Below are 15,013 nucleotides of genomic sequence, written 5' to 3'. Positions count from 1 at the left end.
AGGGGAAAGTGCAAAAATGAATTTTAATTGGAAGCAGAGTTTGCGGGGACCTTTTTACACCCTGATTATTTTGGGCGCAGGTTTTTTCTTATTCAAATACCGGCTCACTGTTCAGACTGCAAATGCACAGAATGATTTCCCCTTAAAAGCGCTGGATAGCTCCTGGGCGCAAGGCTGGCATCCAGAAAAAGCACAGGTAAACTGGAAAGTAAAACACGTCGGCGCCTATTTAAGTTCCGGCGGTACCTCCGTGGCAGTTGCTGACGTGAATGGTGATGGCTATATGGACCTGCATTTTACGGATCCCGGTGGTGATGCTAAAGGTAAGTTGTACATCAATAATCAAGGCACTGGTTTTACCTTGGAAAATGACCGTATCCATTTGCTGCCGGAAAAGTCTGTGATCAATAGATCCGCATTGGTGGATTTGGATGATGACGGTTATCTGGATCTGTTTTTATTGGGATTCTGCCCACGAATTGCGTGGGGGCAGGCCGACGGAACTTTTCAGGAAGGCAACGCACAGCCCATGGGTTGCGGAACTTTTGGGACGGGTTTTAATTTGGCCGATCTTGATGGGGACGGTCGGTTAGAGCTGCTGATTGCACCTTATGTGGATTTAGATTTCTTTGGTGATCTGCAGGATACCAATGTTATGCCCACCAACTTCAGTCACGCAATGAACGGCACAAAACCTTCGGTTTTTCATCGTACAGAAAGAACATTTCAAAAAATTGAAACACCGATTCAACATCGCGGCTGGGCCCATTCGTTGGCTGTCTGGAAAATGCCTGATTCCAAAGACATACTTTTGTGGTTTGCAAACGATTATGGAATTGATCGAACTTATTTCGTAAGTTCGCAAAATAAAATGGATGAAGTTTCTGACTACATGATCACCGATGCCTTTAGCCGTAACGGTATGAATTCAGAAATCGTCGATCTTGATGGCAACGGTCGTCCCTCGGTTTACGTCAGTCAAATTTACCTTGGCGCGCAAAAGCTTGCGGGCAATATGTTCTGGCGCTGGTCAGGGGGACATGAGTTCGTCAACAAAGCATCCGATATGGGGATTCATCGTTGTGGCTGGTCCTGGGGAGCAAAGTTTTTTGATCTTGAGAACGATGGCGATTTGGACCTTTTTGTCGGCAATGGTTTTTTTGCAGGCGAAGTTCCCAGAAAATCCTATTGGTATTTTTTGAACGTGATGGATGCAGCCGACAAACATGTTCTAAGTGATGCTCTTCGCTGGCCCGCAATCGGTGGTGGAGGTTTGTCGGGTGAGGAGAAAGCCTGTCTTTTTGTGAAAGACAAAGGACGTTTCGTAAGCCGCAGTCTTGATGTTAAAGACTTACGAAACTTTACTGCTAACGAGCGCGGCGTAGCCCTGGTGGACCTGGATAATTCCGGTAGACAGGCTTTAGCAACAATCAGTTGGGAGAAAGGACCTCGTATTTATCGTTGGGACGGTGCCTTTGGGGGATGGATTGGTTTTGATCTGCATCAAGCGGCTCCTAACAAAGATGCCTGGGGTGCATCTGTCATCTTGAAACTACCAGATGGCCGAACTATGGGGCGCCAAAAGCAACCTTTAAACGCCTATGCCGCGCAATCCGATGCGCGTCTGCACTTTGGCTTGGGAAAGGGAGATTTCCCCGAAGGTTTGTCGGCACTGATCACGTGGCCTGATGGCTCAAAGACTGAACTTAAAAATCTCAAGGCCGGAGAGTATCACTCGGTGGTGAAACCATGAAATTGATAAATCTTAAAGATCCGCGAATTCCTATTCTGATTTTCTTGTTAAGCTTTGTCGCTTACGCTTTGCAGTCCCCGGGTTTTGTCAGAACTCCTTGGCAGTTTGCCGGGTCTTTACTGACATCCCTGGCGGTAGACTATGCATTGATTCGAATTTACAAAAAGACCAACTTCTTTCCGCTAAGCGGTTTGATTTCCTCGTTGGGATTCTTTTTGCTTTTGGATAGTCCTTACGTTTGGCCCTATATCGTGGGTGCCGCGTTGATGAATCTTTCCAAACACTTCCTAACAGCCTACGGTCGCCACATTTTTAATCCTAACAATTTCGGTCTGGTGGTTATGGTGTTTTGCTTTCCGCTGGCGGCGACAACAACGGCGGGGCGATGGGGAGGCGGAACAGAGCTTGCGTTTATATTGATTGCTCTGGGCTTTTTCGCTGCCTATCGGGCGCAGCGCTGGATTCTGTCCGTAACCTACATTTCTGTTTTTTTCCTGGGAGCTGTATTACGTGCACAAATTTTAAAGTTAAGTCTGGCACCTTTGCTGGCACCTATGACCGGGGCCGCTTTTATCCTGATTGCTTTTTATATGATGACGGATCCCGCGACCTCGCCCAAAAGTAAAAGGCTGCAGGTTCTTCAGGGGATATTTATTGCAACACTTGATACCTATCTGCGTATGCAACAGTTTAAGTATGCCCCCTTTGTGACCGTGTTCATTGCCTGTGCCCTTTATTCCAGTCTGCGCTTCCTGGATCAACCCAGAAAGAAACTTGTGACGTCGTGAAGAAACTGATCGTACGATTTCTTCATCCAGCCGTTTTCTTATTCCTTCTTTTTGCTGGGAAGGTGGATGGCTCTTTTTGGCCTGGTACAGTGCTGGCGTTTTTCCTGTTTTACGTTTTCGGTCTTGAAATAGGCATGCATCGCTATTATTCCCACAGAAGTTTTCAGATGGCTTCGTGGAAAGCCGCTTTAATTACGGTACTTGCGATGGGAGCGGGAACAGGAAGTCCCATGGTGTGGGCGGGTCGTCATCGTAAACATCATGAAAAGGCAGATACCTTTGAGGATCCGCATTCTCCCGAGCATCTGGGCTTTTTTCGCGTTCTGACCCTGACCGTGTTTGGAAGCAAAATTGAAAGTCGTTATGTTCGGGACTTTATTAAAGATAATCGCCAGCATTTTTTGCATCGTCATTATACAGAGATTTTAACAGTTTCTGTTTTGTTGTGGGCGGTCTTGGAGCCAAATAGCTGTGCGTTGCTTTATTGTCTGCCGGTGGAGTTGGCACGTCTGGCCTCGGGTGCGATCAATGCCTTTGCCCATTCTCCCAAATGGGGAAGTGCCCAATATGAAAGAAACGATGCCAGTCGAAACCTATCTGGCTTTTTTGGAAATGCATTCGGAATTGGATTGCATCACAATCATCACGAAAGACCCCACCATTACCGGCAGAATCATCGTGATCAGGAATCTGATTTAAGCGGCTGGATTATAGAAAAACTATTGAAAGCCAAATAGATAAGCAAAATACTCCAGCGGGGAGGCCGTGGCGCCCGTATTATGCAGGGTTAAGAATCCATACATCAATACGGGAGTTAAAAACAAACTCGCCACGAATATTCTTAGAATGCCAAAGACTCGGGGCACAGAATTTCTCTTGTTCGGTCTAAGAAATAACATCGTCACAGAGAAAAAGACCACCAGGCACAGATAGACTGAGCGGTTGATCAGAACATGGTACAGGCTGGTGCCAGAAATGGTGATGTCACGATTGATGATATACATTAAACCAAACAAAGGCACGCTGACCGAGATGGCACAGGCGGTGCGTAGCTTACGATGTTTAATAAAAGAAAAACTTTTAATAAGAGGGCGGTAAAACAAAATCAAAATCAGGCGGTTTAAGTAATGCATGATTTTAGACCAGCTTTCCGCAAGCTTCGCATCAGTAAAGACCACGGCACCCAGTGGAAGTTGATAACCACTTAATCGCGCAAAGCCCACGGCCGTATTGGCAATCCCTGCGGTTTTAATAAACATCCAGTAAAGTTTGGCGATTAAAGAAGCCCAGCGCATGGGTACCGACATCTCAGCGTGAATGAAGTCCGTCATTTTAACTGGAAAGTTCATGATAGCAAGATGTTCTGTCAGATCAGCAATCCACAAACACAGAATCCCGCTTCCAAGAATCAGTAATGAACGTCTTGTAGATCGGTCATCTTCTGAAAGGTCAGAGTACACTGAACTGAGCTCCTGGGAACCGGCCCCGATCGGAAGGCCACCAAAAAGTTTTACGTTCCAAGCAGGGCTTGAAAGAATACTTTCGGAGATAAGATTTCTGCTTGCAGGAAGAATTGAGATCCACAAGAACGGCCACAGGAGCCATTGCAGGTTCATCGCCAAAGGCGCAGCATCACTCCGCACGAGGTAAATCACACTTTCAAACAAGGCAAAAATAAAAAGCACACGTCCCAATTGAGGGCGAACGATTTTTCGCCCTGCCCATAGTATTCCTGCGCCGACCGCCAAAGACAGAGCGTAATAGCCAATCGTGAACGCCATCTCAAATCCGGTGGTGGATTTAGTTACAGCTGCTGGCGCCGCCAGATAAACACAGGCATGACCGAAGGAAGCAACCAGCAAACTTAGGAATTGTTTTTCCTGCCAGAAGAAATAAGAAAAAACCGGAAGTAAAATCCACGGAGAGCTAAGAGCGGAGCCGGGCCACTTGAGAAAAATCAAGATCCATAGGGTGAATGTGCATAGAAAGTAAAGGACACGTCGGCCAAGGCTCATGCCTTAATTAGTAACCCGTTATCCAAGTCACGTAAACTTTATTTCCTGCACGGAGCAACGTGAAAACTGTTTCGCCATTGGTATTTTGCAGGGTCGGTACAAATTTAAAATCCGTCGTGGCCAAAGCGGTCGGGGAAGCTTGGGAAAAGCTGCACATGGTATTCGCAGTACCGCGAACAATCAGCGTGTAAGAGCCGCCGTCATACATGTTTGAAAAAGTGAAAGCACCGCAGTTGGCAGTGGTGTATTGCAGGTTGCCGTTGTCCCAATTTATGGAAGTTGCGGAACCAGCGTTATAGACTTTTGAAAGTACCTGACCTTGAACTTCTATCGTCGCATTTGTCGAAGATGTGGTATTTGCGACCATGCGATCCGCCTTCACGGTGCCGGTGGCGGTAATATTTCCGGAAGCAGTAACGTTGCCGCCACTGACTGCAAGTTGGGAAGTACCGACAGTAAGGCCGTTTGCCGGCAATGCCAAGGCACCCGTCATAGTGTCGCCAGCTTTATTCACCGGTGTAAAACCAAGACCTGTTGTCACATCAGTGGAGGACAAGTTTGTATTACCGACAACGCGGCCTTTTGTATCCACGGTGACTTTGGCATAAGAACCTGCCGTCATCACATCCGGCATACTGACCACGCCCGCAGTCACGCTAAGGCCGGCACCCACTTGCAGAACCCCTTGTACAGTTGTTGATCCCACGGGGAAATCAGTACAAATAAATGAGTCACTAGTGGATGACCAGGATATGTATTGATTGGTTAAGCAGCTTGTTGAAGGCCAAGGGCTCAGGAAAGTACTGTTCACTAAATCAGTGTAGCGGATTTTAGTGATATCCCATATTTTTGTAGAATCATTCCAGCGCAGCGCCTGACCGGTCACAGTGCCCGAACCAATTGCAATATTTGGCGTATTGTACGTGCCGTATTTCACCAACGGTGAAATGGCCGTCAATCCCACCATCACGTTTGGTGAAAGTACTGAATCCAGAATCTGTCCGTTGGAATCAAGTTGCACCAGATTTCCTGCGGCCGTACCTGCATCTAATGTTGCAGAATTTCCCAAACCCAAATTATCCCGGGCATCGGCAGGGCTGGTCAGATCGGCAAGATTAGATCCCGGTTCCAAAGGTACCAAAGTGAAAGCTTCCCACGCAGAACCCGTCCAGCGATAAACCTGGTTGGCTGTCACAGCTGGAAGTGGAGAGTTGTTAATTTGTCCTGGATTTTCGTAATCCGGGAAATTGCCTGCAAGAAGCTGCAGAAATTTTTGATACTCCACATTTGTCATTTCGGATGTATTCACGTCCGGTGAGAAACGCAGTAGCTGTTTTGGTTCGTATCCGCCCACTTGCATGGATTCAACAGTGTAGGGGACGTAAGACAAACTTTGGTATTCCAATGTTTGTACGCCGGAACCATCATTAAAGGAAATAACCAGTTTTCGATTGCCACCTGGAACTGGAGTGTAAGTGGTCGACGTGATGTTCGTGGTCTGAGTTAACGGGTCGTACTCTTCACAAAGAGGAAAGGGGCCTAAAGTCGCTGGCCGGTTTGAGAAGATTTCAGAAAACGCGACACCGCCATCCAACGTCGGATCCGAGCGCACGCCTTTACCGATATCAATCGTAAAGATACCTTTGGAGTTCACCATGTCCAGTGTGTGCAGTTCTTCGTATAAAAGACAGTTCTCGTCTCCAGGAGAGCGGATTTGAACTTTGATTTGAACGTTCTTGGCATTAACTGGGCGACCATCAGGGCGTACGATACGGCCTTGATAGCTCATGCTATTCACGGCGTTCGCAGGTGAGACAATACCCGCCGCCAGTGCCAGAAATAAAAGTAAGGCTGCTACAGTTACGTTCATATATAAGTATTTTCGGTTTAGGAAACGGATAACTTTAGAATTACTTTGAGGTCATATCTTATTCTGATACAGCGGGAACGGCCTGGCTTCGATGAAAATCGGAGATTACATCGTCATCAAAAAGGGTGCCTTGAAAGCTTGTCATAACAGTATAACCGCTCACAGTGCGAGTCGCGATACCGTCATTAAGTGTGCTCATTGATACTTGTGCGTGATAGCCATCTTCAGTAATAACGTTTTGATTGCCACTGGGAGTAAGGCCTATTGCCGTCGGAAATCTATTTAAATCTCCACTGCGGATGGCAACATCCATCGAGCAGCCTGTTGTAAACAGACTCAACGTGGTGAGGAGAATAAATAGGGACGTTCCAGCTCTCATACTCATGTTAAATAAATCGGTCTATTTTCGACTTTTCTAAAGTTCTGGTCTCCCATTTGGACTATAACAAATGCCATAATCATCTGGTGAAATCTTACAGAAAAAAAATCATCATCACATTCGCAGTTATTGTTCTAATCTTGACGGCAGCTTTGATTGGGTTGCGCAGGTATAATGATTTCATTCTGGAAGTGGTCAATCCCTCCCAAGGTGTGGCTTGGAATTGGTGTCCACTGGATGTAGACACGATCCATCAGTTGTTCGATAAAAAAGTCACCAAAGATGCAAATGATCTGGTTCTTTTATGCAATGTCGTGATGGAAAAAGATAATTTGCCCGAGGCAAAATCTATCAAATTTCGTCCTTATTTGATGGCGCGAAATAAAAGTGCTACGACAACGGTGCTGGAAGCCAATGACGATCGCGACATCTTTCGCGTCGACGGGCAGATGTTCAAATCCCGTCGCCTCAATGCAGTTTTAGTACAGACAGGTTTTTAAAAAGCCATAATCCCGATCGTAAAAGACAAACTGTAAACCGAGCTGTGACCGTCCACGTTTCCATCAGAAATAATCACCGGCACTTCGCCAGCCATGCCGATTTCAGTTTGCTGTTTTAATTCCTGATAGGCAAAAGAAAACTCCGTAAACCACACCTGTCCTTTTGCAGTCATATGTAAAGTTCCTAAAGCTCCACCAATCACAGGGCCATCCCATTGAATTCTGTCCACGTTGCCATTATCCACGCGAGTGTGATCACCGTTTAGAAACAACACCGTCGGCGCACGTCCCACAAACAAGCGGCCATAAGGTTGTCCTAATTGATACTGCGTTAAACTTGGTAGCGGAACACGAACTCCGACTGTGAACAATGTGTCCCAAAGAAGATAGTTGCTGACGCGGTTAAATCCCACAGATGAACCCAGTTCAATGGCCCAGTCCTCATCAATGAAATAAGTCACGTCGGTTTTAAGATTCAGTCCCAGGCCGCCATCGTAAGTGCCTTCCTGGTCAGAGAATAAAGCCGTGTGCGCTCCGACGCCTGCAAAAAGATGCATTCCTTTTGTCCAATTATAGGGAAAGAAATCACTGGCCATGGCTGAGCTTGAGAAAATTAGGAAAAGAAGAAAGGCAGTAAAGGATTTCATATTAAAACCCCCAGGTAACAGTCATGCCCATTGATTTCGAATCAATAAGTGGAACCGCGCTGATGTCTTTGTTGTCGGAATTAAGCAACTCAAAAGGATTTAGAATGTATCCCACCACATGTGCGACTTTTGATTCCCGCTCTAAGAAATAGCGGCTGGCCCGTTCGGTACCCATCCCCAGTAGTGTCCCGTATATAGGTGTTTGATACATATCCTGAATGCTGGGGCGTTCGGTGAAGGTCTCGATGGCAAATTCAAAAGCTAAAGACGACAGGATCGTCCATTGAAAGGCTTCCACTTCGCTGTATCCGCGCGAGCGATAATAAAGATAATAGTAATTTCCGGAGATCGCGTGCTTTACGATGTTGTAGTCAAAGCTGTCTTTGTCGAATTCAGGGCGAAGCGGGTAGCTGACGAAATTTTGCCAGGAGCCGTGTTCCTGAATCGTTTCGTGCTGAGTGACCAGATACACCGCCCACTGAGCGCCGTACATAATCGCAAAGTTGATAGCTAATTCGCTGGCTGTGCGTTGGGGAGGAGGTGGGTGAAGTTTTTGGTGAAGCTCACGCAGCTCTGCAACTTCGGCAGCGATTTGTTCCTCCAAAACCTTTTGCCGTTCTTTGAGCTCATCCAATTCCTGCAGGTGAGCTGGCAATTGACTGGCGATCACTGGACTGTTTGGCACTTGGGCCCAGAGGGATAAAGGAAAAACTAGAATCAGAAGTGTTTTAAGAGCTGTATTCATAAGTCAGATACTTTCTGTATCTAACTTATCGTCATTATAGATTGTAACGGCAGAGGACGAATACAGGAATCATTGTTCCAAATGTGCAACAATGATTCCAGATCTAAATTAAGTAAGTCGGCGACGGGATTTGGATGCTAATAGCTTCTTCACGAAGCCATCATCGTCTTCGTCAAAGATATCCCCGATGATTTCTTCAAAGATGTTTTCCATTGTGACCAGACCCACGATATTGGCGCGCTCGTAAATGATCGCCATATGGGATTTTTGCTGCTGCATCTGCATTAAGATACGGAACAAAGGTTCAAAGGCCTTAAACTTAAGAACCGGACGAATCAAAGTCTGCCAGTCCAGGTTCTTATATTTGCGCGCAGTGAAGAACTCTTTCGAGTTAATCAGTCCCACGATTTCCCCGTCGTGCATGACAGGAATACGGGTGTGGCCGGAGTTCACGATAATCGTCTCGACGTCTTCGATAGCATCGTCACGGCGAACAAAAACCACTTCCTCCCAAGGAACCATGATATCCCGGGCCAGCATCTTATCGGCGCTTACCAGGTTCATAACATACTGCTTGGTATGGTGGGGAAGATCCTCAATTTCGATTTCGTGATCAGCCGCCCCGTGGGTTTGGGAGTGGCCAAAGATTTTCAAAATCAAGTGAGTGGATCTTTCCAAAATATAGACGAACAACGACAAAAACTTTTCGCTGATTGCCAACCCGCGCGCACTCCACAAAGCAATGCTCAGGGAATTTCTTAAAGCCAAGGTCTTGGGAACCAATTCGCCCACAACAACGCTTAAATAAGTCAGTGGCAAAACCACGGAGGCAATCGCAATGGCGTCTGCCGTGCTTGGCGATACCTTAAACAGGTCAATATAAAGCGGGGAGAGAGCTTCCTCTGCGCCAGCACCACCCACCGCCGCAGCAATTGCTCCGACGACAGTGATACCAATCTGAATGACAGAAAGAGTGCGCTCGGGATTTGCTTTCAGTTTTAACAAAATTCTTGCGCGGCTGTCTTTACTAGCGATTTTTTGCAGCTGTACTTTACGTACGGTTACAAAAGCCATTTCAGCACCGGATAGAAGCATGTTAACGAAAAGACAAAGAAGGACGACAATCAGCTCAGTCATTTAAACCTCCCAAGCGGAAGGATGAAGAGCTATTCATTGGGGACATGGGTAAGGGATCAGGATTCATAGGAGGACAACTTAACAAATAAAGAACTCGATTTAAAGGTTAAACCGAGTTCGGATTGTTGGATTTCTGTTAGTTATATAGATCGGAGTATGAAATTGAATGAGCGCATCATGGAACTAAATGCCTGACGCTTATTGATGAAGCCCAGGTATGAAAAGTTTCTAACTAATGGCAAATCCAGCTCTTCTTCGCTGTGTCCTGTGTAAATCACCACAGGTATTGTCTTTTTGATCTTATTAACTTTCTTTTCAGTTAGCAGTCGGTCCATTAACAAAAGTGTGTCGCGACCACCCATTTGGGGCATCTGCCAATCCAACACAACAAGGTCATAGGGTTTGCTTGCCAGCAGCGGAATTGCATCCTGACCGTCAAAAGCCATTGTGACGTCGCACTTATAATGATCCAGAATATGTGACATCAGCTTCACAGAATCCAGGCTGTCATCAATGACCAGCACCCGAGGTATGCGTTGTTTCTCTAAAGCCGTTGAGGACGTGGTATCTAACACCATAGCGATCTCCTGTCTAAGTCTTACTTTCCCCATTTGAACCGAAGTAAAACTGAGAATCTTCTAAAAGAAGGTGTCTGACGGGATCTTAATAAACTGGCTGTCGAAACACAGAGTAGTCTCTGATTTCGACAGCCTTAAGGCTTAAGGAATGTGAATGAAATGCTGAGTTATTACGCAAGTTCCTTGCGCGTCTGCTCGGAAACCACAGTCTCGCGAACCACAACCACCTTGATTTGCCCAGGGTAGTTACACTCTTCTTCGATCTTCGCTGCGATTTTTTTAGACAGATCCAAGGCGTGCATGTCGTCGATTTTTTTGCCGTTCACAAGGACACGACACTCACGACCACCACTTAAAACAAAACAGTCTGTAACACCAGGGAAGCTGCGGGCGATATCCTGAAGTTCAGAAACTTTTTGATTGTAAGACTCAATCGTCGAGCGACGCGCACCCGGACGAGCACCAGAAACTGCATCGGCTGCGATAACCAGGAACGCATGATCAGTGGAAGGCTGCTCATCAAAGTGATGGGCCTTAACGGCGTGAACGACGTCAGGCGCTTCACCGCGAGCCGCGATAAAGTCAGCACCAATCACCGCATGTCCACCTTCTTGAACGTGGTCCATGGATTTACCAATATCGTGGAGCATGCCCACACGGCGGGCTTTCTTGATATCAATACCGAGCTCTGCTGCCATCAAGCCAGCCAGCCAGCCCACTTCACCACAGTGAAAATATTGGTTCTGCGTGAAAGAGTAACGATAGCGCAAAGAACCCATCATCTGGCGAATCTCTGCGTTCAGGCCTTCTAGTTTCAGCTCTTTTGCCAAAGCATCGCCATCGTGCTTGATGTTTTTGAAAAGTTCTTTCTTCTGGTTTTCTGCAATTTTCTTGATGAACTCCGGCGTGATACTTTTCTTTTCTTTAAAGATTCTTTCCAGTGTTCTGCGAGTCAGTTCGCGGCGAACCGGATCGAAGCCGGCAACGCCGACCATTTCCATGTCTTGCTCCACGATGATGTCGCAACCACAGCTGTCCTGAACAGCTTTGATGTTAGCCCCTGCGGGATCAACAAACAGTTTGCGCGCGTGGGCATCCGGGAAGTTCACAGCGCCGATTCCGCGTTCAGCACAATAAGGGCGTGCGAAACGGTCAATGACCAGCGCCAGAATTTTTTTAGCGCGAGTCTCGGCGTGCTCTTTCACGTCTTCTTCGTGTTCCTGGGCCAGGCGAGCAGCTCTGCGAACTGCTTCCTCTTCCATTTTGGTTTTCAGTTCAGTTTTGAAATCTTCGGCAGAAGTTCCCAGTTTTGCAGTCAGCTTTTGTACAAACTCACCATTCAAAACCTTTTGCTGATCCTTGATTTTACCAAGTTCTGCTTCCTGACCTTTTAAAACCTGTTCCTGGGCTTTCACGTCAGCTTCACGTTCCTGAAGTTTCTTTTTCTCTTCCTGAACAATGGAATCCGCTTTGGCTTTTTTCTCGTTTGCGACCTCTTGCAAATCTTCAATGCGACCTTCGGACTTGAGCATGTCAGGTTCCACTTTGGTCCACATTTCCATTTCGATTTCTTGAATGCGCTCTTTTTGCTCAAGCTCTTTCAGCTCGATCGCTTCCTTCGCTTCATCGACGATTTCCTGGGCTTCTTCACGAGCCAGACGAAGAGTGCGTGCGACATTCAACTTGTGCAAGGCCCAACCCAAAACTCCACCGGCGATAATTCCAACCAGGGCTGTAGCAATCAATGCAGTCATAAATACTCCTAACCCTCTAAGTTTACTGCCCATAATGAAATAACGCAAATTTTCAGAGGGTTTACTTCGTGTGTTATTCGTTCTACACTTTGCGCAGGGAGGCAAAAGTATGGGACAAATGGAAACGAAAACGCGCTGGACAGGTGGACTGGGATTTGAGGCCGAGTCACGTGGCTTGAAGTTCATGATGGATTCGCGGGCAGAGGCGGGTGGCCAAAACCTGGGTCCCACGCCTAAAGAAGTGCTCTTGGCCTCCATCTGTGCCTGTTCCGGAATGGACGTGGTTTCCATTCTTAAAAAAATGCGCCTGGATCTGCAATCCTGTGATGTGGATGCGCAAACCGAGACAACTGAAACTCATCCGGCGATTTTCACTCTGGTGCGTGCTCAATATTTAATCAAAGGCTCGAACATTAAGCCAGAGCAAGCCATCAAAGCAGTCACACTTTCCATGACCAAGTACTGTGGAGTCACGGCCATGGTGTGCCCGACGTCGCCGGTGCAATATGAAGTTTTCCTGAATGGCGAAAAGATTTATGATGGAAAAGCAGATTTCACAGTGAAGGAAGACGCTGCCAAATGATCATTGATGTAACGCAGTTTTATCATGAATTTGATTTCACCTATGCTCGCTCCCGCGGGCCGGGCGGTCAGAATGTGAATCGCACCAATTCGGCGGCGATTTTGCGATGGAATTTGCGTGACAGTCAGATGTTACCTGAAAACATTAAGGATAGATTGCTGACGAAGCTGGCTTCGCAGCTTACTGATGATGGTGATATTCTGATTCGTAGTGAAGAATTTCGCGATCAGGATCAAAATCGTTCCGCCTGTCTTAAAAAGTTGCAGGCGTTGGTGCAAAAAGCCCTTTTTGTGCCTAAGAAGCGTATTGCCACCAAACCTTCCCGCAGCTCTGTGCGCAAAAGACTTGATACCAAAAAACGCCACTCAGAAGTGAAGGCGGGTCGCAAAAAAGTTTCGACTTAAAAAACTGTGCGGCTCGGCACGGTCCTTTTTGTTGACGTTATTTAAAAAGCGCCGATAATTCTTTCATATGGCAGCAATCGGCAGAATCATCAAAACAATCTTGTTCCTTGTAATCATTGGCGGTCTTTTGTGGATCGTACTTGCAAACTACAGCGTGATTTTTTCAAAAACTGTGATCGGTGAAGTTATCAATGTTGAACGCGTTGAACTTCCAGTGGCCTTGATTGCCAGATCCGGTGGCGAATTGAATGAAAAAGTTTTTTCGTTCGCAATCAGCATCAAAGACACCACAACTAACGAAATTTTCGCAGCCACTTCTGAAGATCGCCAGTGGGCGATCGTGCAAAAGGGCCAATGTGCTGAGGCGGTGTATCTGCCTTATCCACCTTGGGAGCTGAAAAAACGCGGCACCTATTTCGGGGCTCGTTTGGTTCGTTTATCTGAATGCGCAAAATAAGCATCTAGGATCGTTATGCATGAGATACTTCTTCTTGTAACAGCCATTGGAGCGGGCTTCCTGGGAGCCCTTCTTGGTTTGGGTGGGGGTATCATCATAGTCCCTGTTCTTACTCTGGTTTATCACATCGATATTCGCTACGCGATTGCCGCCAGTCTTATTTCCATCGTTGCCACTTCATCCGGTGCAGCCGCAAGTTACCTTAAAGATTCATTAACAAATTTACGTCTGGCGGTTTTTTTGGAAATCGGCACGGTGAGTGGCGCTATCGTGGGCTTTTTGATTTCCTCGTATGTTAAAGCGCAATTTCTATTTTTATTGTTCGGCACCTTCCTGCTTTTTTCAGCATTGATGATGCTAAGAAAACGTCACGAGCACTACTCTGCCAGCAATCACCCTTGGGCTGATAAATTAAAATTAGACGGTGGCTTTCCTGAAGGGGAGCAGTGGAAAACCTATAAGGTGGAAAAAGTTCCGCTGGGTTTGTTTGCGATGTTTGGTGCAGGCGTTTTATCGGCCTTGTTAGGGATCGGAAGCGGAATCTTTAAAGTGCTCGCTATGGACGGGGCGATGAAACTTCCGATCAAGGTTTCGTCGGCCACTTCGAATTTTATGATTGGTGTAACGGCTGCCGCCAGTGCCGGAGCATTCTTATTAAAAGGCGATGTCCGACCTGAAATTGCAGCACCCGTGGCAGTCGGAATTATCATAGGCTCCATGCTGGGAGCAAAAGCCATGGTCAAGATGCCAGCGGCAGTGATTCGTAAAATCTTTGTCGTTGTGTTGTCGATAGTTTCCGTGCAAATGATCATGAAAGGGTTGAAGTAATGCAGGCTCAATCTCAACAAGATCAAATTCTTCATGATCTGGAACTTAGAATCAGCAAAATGCTTCGCAGTGGTGTTTACGTTGCGGGAATGCTGATGACCATCGGTTGGCTATGGGGTTGGTTCAAGCACGGTGATACTCTTTCAAGTTTCAGCCGTTATGAATCCAAGTCGCTGTATGAAACTCTGAATTGGGCCGTGATCACACACGATCAACCACTGATCATCGGCTTTGCCGGATTGGCAGTGTTAGTATCATTGCCAATTATTCGTGTGTTCCTCACGGGCGTCCTTTTCATCAAACAAAAAGACTATATCCTGGCTGTTATGGCCTTCGCGGTTTTCACCTGTCTAATCGCTTCTTTTTTACTGGGAATTGAGCTTTAAATTCTGGATGGCCTCAAATAGGAAACCCCCGGTTGCAAAAGTTCTTCCTTTGTTGAACTTGAATCGGGGGTCTATGGGATCAGCCGGTAGAATAAGATGTTCAGAGGGAATGAGAACTTGGGATCAGATCTTATTCAAAGGGGCTGTCCGTCTAAGTATATTGAACACCTCACTTGGCAAAATGTCAAA

17 protein-coding genes are annotated in these 15,013 nt (G+C 46.6%); 9 read left to right on the top strand and 8 right to left on the bottom strand.

The genetic code is table 11. The features are described 5' to 3' along the window. Positions 1-16 precede the first annotated feature (16 nt). From ACLWNV_RS10380 to ACLWNV_RS10370, 3 genes are read left to right on the top strand one after another with little or no spacing between them, the layout of a single operon-like run. Positions 17-1,753 carry an FG-GAP-like repeat-containing protein gene (locus ACLWNV_RS10380; protein ID WP_413584336.1) on the top strand — a complete coding sequence of 579 codons (1,737 nt, stop codon included), beginning with the start codon at positions 17-19 and terminating at the stop codon, positions 1,751-1,753. After that, on the top strand, positions 1,750-2,541 hold the full coding sequence (locus tag ACLWNV_RS10375) for an RnfABCDGE type electron transport complex subunit D (protein ID WP_413584335.1): 792 nt from the start codon (positions 1,750-1,752) through the stop codon (positions 2,539-2,541). Before ACLWNV_RS10380 ends, ACLWNV_RS10375 begins: the two co-directional genes overlap by 4 nt. Then, positions 2,538-3,278: a hypothetical protein gene (locus ACLWNV_RS10370; protein WP_413584334.1), complete on the top strand. Its 741-nt coding sequence runs from the start codon at positions 2,538-2,540 to the stop codon at positions 3,276-3,278. Before ACLWNV_RS10375 ends, ACLWNV_RS10370 begins: the two co-directional genes overlap by 4 nt. Here ACLWNV_RS10370 and ACLWNV_RS10365 read toward each other — a convergent pair. From ACLWNV_RS10365 to ACLWNV_RS10355, 3 genes are all read right to left on the bottom strand, one after another. After that, complete coding sequence (locus ACLWNV_RS10365; RefSeq protein ID WP_413584333.1) at positions 3,261-4,502, bottom strand: hypothetical protein; 1,242 nt, start codon at positions 4,500-4,502, stop codon at positions 3,261-3,263. The genes ACLWNV_RS10370 and ACLWNV_RS10365 overlap by 18 nt on opposite strands. A gap of 61 nt (positions 4,503-4,563) precedes the next feature. Continuing rightward, a complete protein-coding gene (locus tag ACLWNV_RS10360; RefSeq protein ID WP_413584332.1) occupies positions 4,564-6,426 on the bottom strand; it encodes a hypothetical protein in 1,863 nt (620 codons plus the stop codon). Between the two features lie 58 nt (positions 6,427-6,484). Further along, complete coding sequence (locus tag ACLWNV_RS10355; protein ID WP_413584330.1) at positions 6,485-6,766, bottom strand: hypothetical protein; 282 nt, start codon at positions 6,764-6,766, stop codon at positions 6,485-6,487. A 125-nt stretch (positions 6,767-6,891) separates the two neighbouring features. On the opposite strand from ACLWNV_RS10355, the gene ACLWNV_RS10350 reads away from it, so the two are divergent. Then, on the top strand, positions 6,892-7,305 hold the full coding sequence (locus ACLWNV_RS10350; protein WP_413584329.1) for a hypothetical protein: 414 nt from the start codon (positions 6,892-6,894) through the stop codon (positions 7,303-7,305). Here ACLWNV_RS10350 and ACLWNV_RS10345 read toward each other — a convergent pair. The 5 genes from ACLWNV_RS10345 to ACLWNV_RS10325 all read right to left on the bottom strand — a co-directional run bounded on the left by ACLWNV_RS10345 (position 7,302) and on the right by ACLWNV_RS10325 (position 12,166). Next, positions 7,302-7,952 (bottom strand): hypothetical protein, encoded by a 651-nt coding sequence (locus ACLWNV_RS10345; RefSeq protein ID WP_413584328.1) that lies wholly within the window; start codon positions 7,950-7,952, stop codon positions 7,302-7,304. The two genes, ACLWNV_RS10350 and ACLWNV_RS10345, sit on opposite strands and share 4 nt — an antisense overlap. A gap of 1 nt (position 7,953) precedes the next feature. Beyond that, positions 7,954-8,697 carry a DUF3943 domain-containing protein gene (locus ACLWNV_RS10340; RefSeq protein WP_413584326.1) on the bottom strand — a complete coding sequence of 248 codons (744 nt, stop codon included), beginning with the start codon at positions 8,695-8,697 and terminating at the stop codon, positions 7,954-7,956. A gap of 108 nt (positions 8,698-8,805) precedes the next feature. Continuing rightward, a complete protein-coding gene (locus ACLWNV_RS10335) occupies positions 8,806-9,834 on the bottom strand; it encodes a hemolysin family protein (protein WP_413584325.1) in 1,029 nt (342 codons plus the stop codon). 140 nt (positions 9,835-9,974) lie between these two features. After that, positions 9,975-10,412, bottom strand: coding sequence for a response regulator (locus ACLWNV_RS10330; RefSeq protein WP_340597173.1), 438 nt, complete (start codon positions 10,410-10,412; stop codon positions 9,975-9,977). Positions 10,413-10,582: 170 nt separating this feature from the next. Next, a complete protein-coding gene (locus tag ACLWNV_RS10325) occupies positions 10,583-12,166 on the bottom strand; it encodes an Rnase Y domain-containing protein (RefSeq protein WP_413584324.1) in 1,584 nt (527 codons plus the stop codon). A 109-nt stretch (positions 12,167-12,275) separates the two neighbouring features. Between ACLWNV_RS10325 and ACLWNV_RS10320 the strand changes: the two genes are divergently transcribed. From ACLWNV_RS10320 to ACLWNV_RS10300, 5 genes are all read left to right on the top strand, one after another. Further along, positions 12,276-12,749, top strand: coding sequence for an OsmC family protein (locus ACLWNV_RS10320; RefSeq protein WP_413584323.1), 474 nt, complete (start codon positions 12,276-12,278; stop codon positions 12,747-12,749). Next, positions 12,746-13,153: an alternative ribosome rescue aminoacyl-tRNA hydrolase ArfB gene (gene arfB / locus ACLWNV_RS10315; protein ID WP_413584322.1), complete on the top strand. Its 408-nt coding sequence runs from the start codon at positions 12,746-12,748 to the stop codon at positions 13,151-13,153. The genes ACLWNV_RS10320 and arfB overlap by 4 nt, the downstream gene beginning before the upstream one ends. Before the next feature lie 67 nt (positions 13,154-13,220). After that, a complete protein-coding gene (locus ACLWNV_RS10310) occupies positions 13,221-13,610 on the top strand; it encodes a hypothetical protein (protein ID WP_413584321.1) in 390 nt (129 codons plus the stop codon). Between the two features lie 15 nt (positions 13,611-13,625). Next, positions 13,626-14,438 (top strand): sulfite exporter TauE/SafE family protein, encoded by an 813-nt coding sequence (locus ACLWNV_RS10305; protein WP_413584320.1) that lies wholly within the window; start codon positions 13,626-13,628, stop codon positions 14,436-14,438. Then, positions 14,438-14,824: a DUF1634 domain-containing protein gene (locus tag ACLWNV_RS10300; protein ID WP_413584319.1), complete on the top strand. Its 387-nt coding sequence runs from the start codon at positions 14,438-14,440 to the stop codon at positions 14,822-14,824. The genes ACLWNV_RS10305 and ACLWNV_RS10300 overlap by 1 nt, the downstream gene beginning before the upstream one ends. Positions 14,825-15,013 lie beyond the last annotated feature (189 nt).

It is taken from the genome of Bdellovibrio sp. HCB274 (assembly GCF_047306075.1).
Taxonomy (GTDB): Bacteria; Bdellovibrionota; Bdellovibrionia; order Bdellovibrionales; family Bdellovibrionaceae; genus Bdellovibrio.
The sequence above is the reverse complement of the archived record's forward strand: the minus strand, read 5'-3'. Positions and strand labels throughout refer to the sequence as shown.

What these genes read in the sequence shown, in the direction of transcription:
- ACLWNV_RS10375 (WP_413584335.1), top strand. Translation starts at nt 1,750, where the DNA reads ATGAAATTGATAAATCTTAAAGATCCGCGAATTCCTATTCTGATTTTC.
- ACLWNV_RS10340 (WP_413584326.1), bottom strand. Translation starts at nt 8,697, where the DNA reads ATGAATACAGCTCTTAAAACACTTCTGATTCTAGTTTTTCCTTTATCC.
- ACLWNV_RS10380 (WP_413584336.1), top strand. Translation starts at nt 17, where the DNA reads ATGAATTTTAATTGGAAGCAGAGTTTGCGGGGACCTTTTTACACCCTG.
- ACLWNV_RS10320 (WP_413584323.1), top strand. Translation starts at nt 12,276, where the DNA reads ATGGGACAAATGGAAACGAAAACGCGCTGGACAGGTGGACTGGGATTT.
- ACLWNV_RS10310 (WP_413584321.1), top strand. Translation starts at nt 13,221, where the DNA reads ATGGCAGCAATCGGCAGAATCATCAAAACAATCTTGTTCCTTGTAATC.
- ACLWNV_RS10330 (WP_340597173.1), bottom strand. Translation starts at nt 10,412, where the DNA reads ATGGTGTTAGATACCACGTCCTCAACGGCTTTAGAGAAACAACGCATA.
- ACLWNV_RS10305 (WP_413584320.1), top strand. Translation starts at nt 13,626, where the DNA reads ATGCATGAGATACTTCTTCTTGTAACAGCCATTGGAGCGGGCTTCCTG.
- ACLWNV_RS10325 (WP_413584324.1), bottom strand. Translation starts at nt 12,166, where the DNA reads ATGACTGCATTGATTGCTACAGCCCTGGTTGGAATTATCGCCGGTGGA.
- ACLWNV_RS10300 (WP_413584319.1), top strand. Translation starts at nt 14,438, where the DNA reads ATGCAGGCTCAATCTCAACAAGATCAAATTCTTCATGATCTGGAACTT.
- ACLWNV_RS10360 (WP_413584332.1), bottom strand. Translation starts at nt 6,426, where the DNA reads ATGAACGTAACTGTAGCAGCCTTACTTTTATTTCTGGCACTGGCGGCG.
- arfB (WP_413584322.1), top strand. Translation starts at nt 12,746, where the DNA reads ATGATCATTGATGTAACGCAGTTTTATCATGAATTTGATTTCACCTAT.
- ACLWNV_RS10345 (WP_413584328.1), bottom strand. Translation starts at nt 7,952, where the DNA reads ATGAAATCCTTTACTGCCTTTCTTCTTTTCCTAATTTTCTCAAGCTCA.
- ACLWNV_RS10335 (WP_413584325.1), bottom strand. Translation starts at nt 9,834, where the DNA reads ATGACTGAGCTGATTGTCGTCCTTCTTTGTCTTTTCGTTAACATGCTT.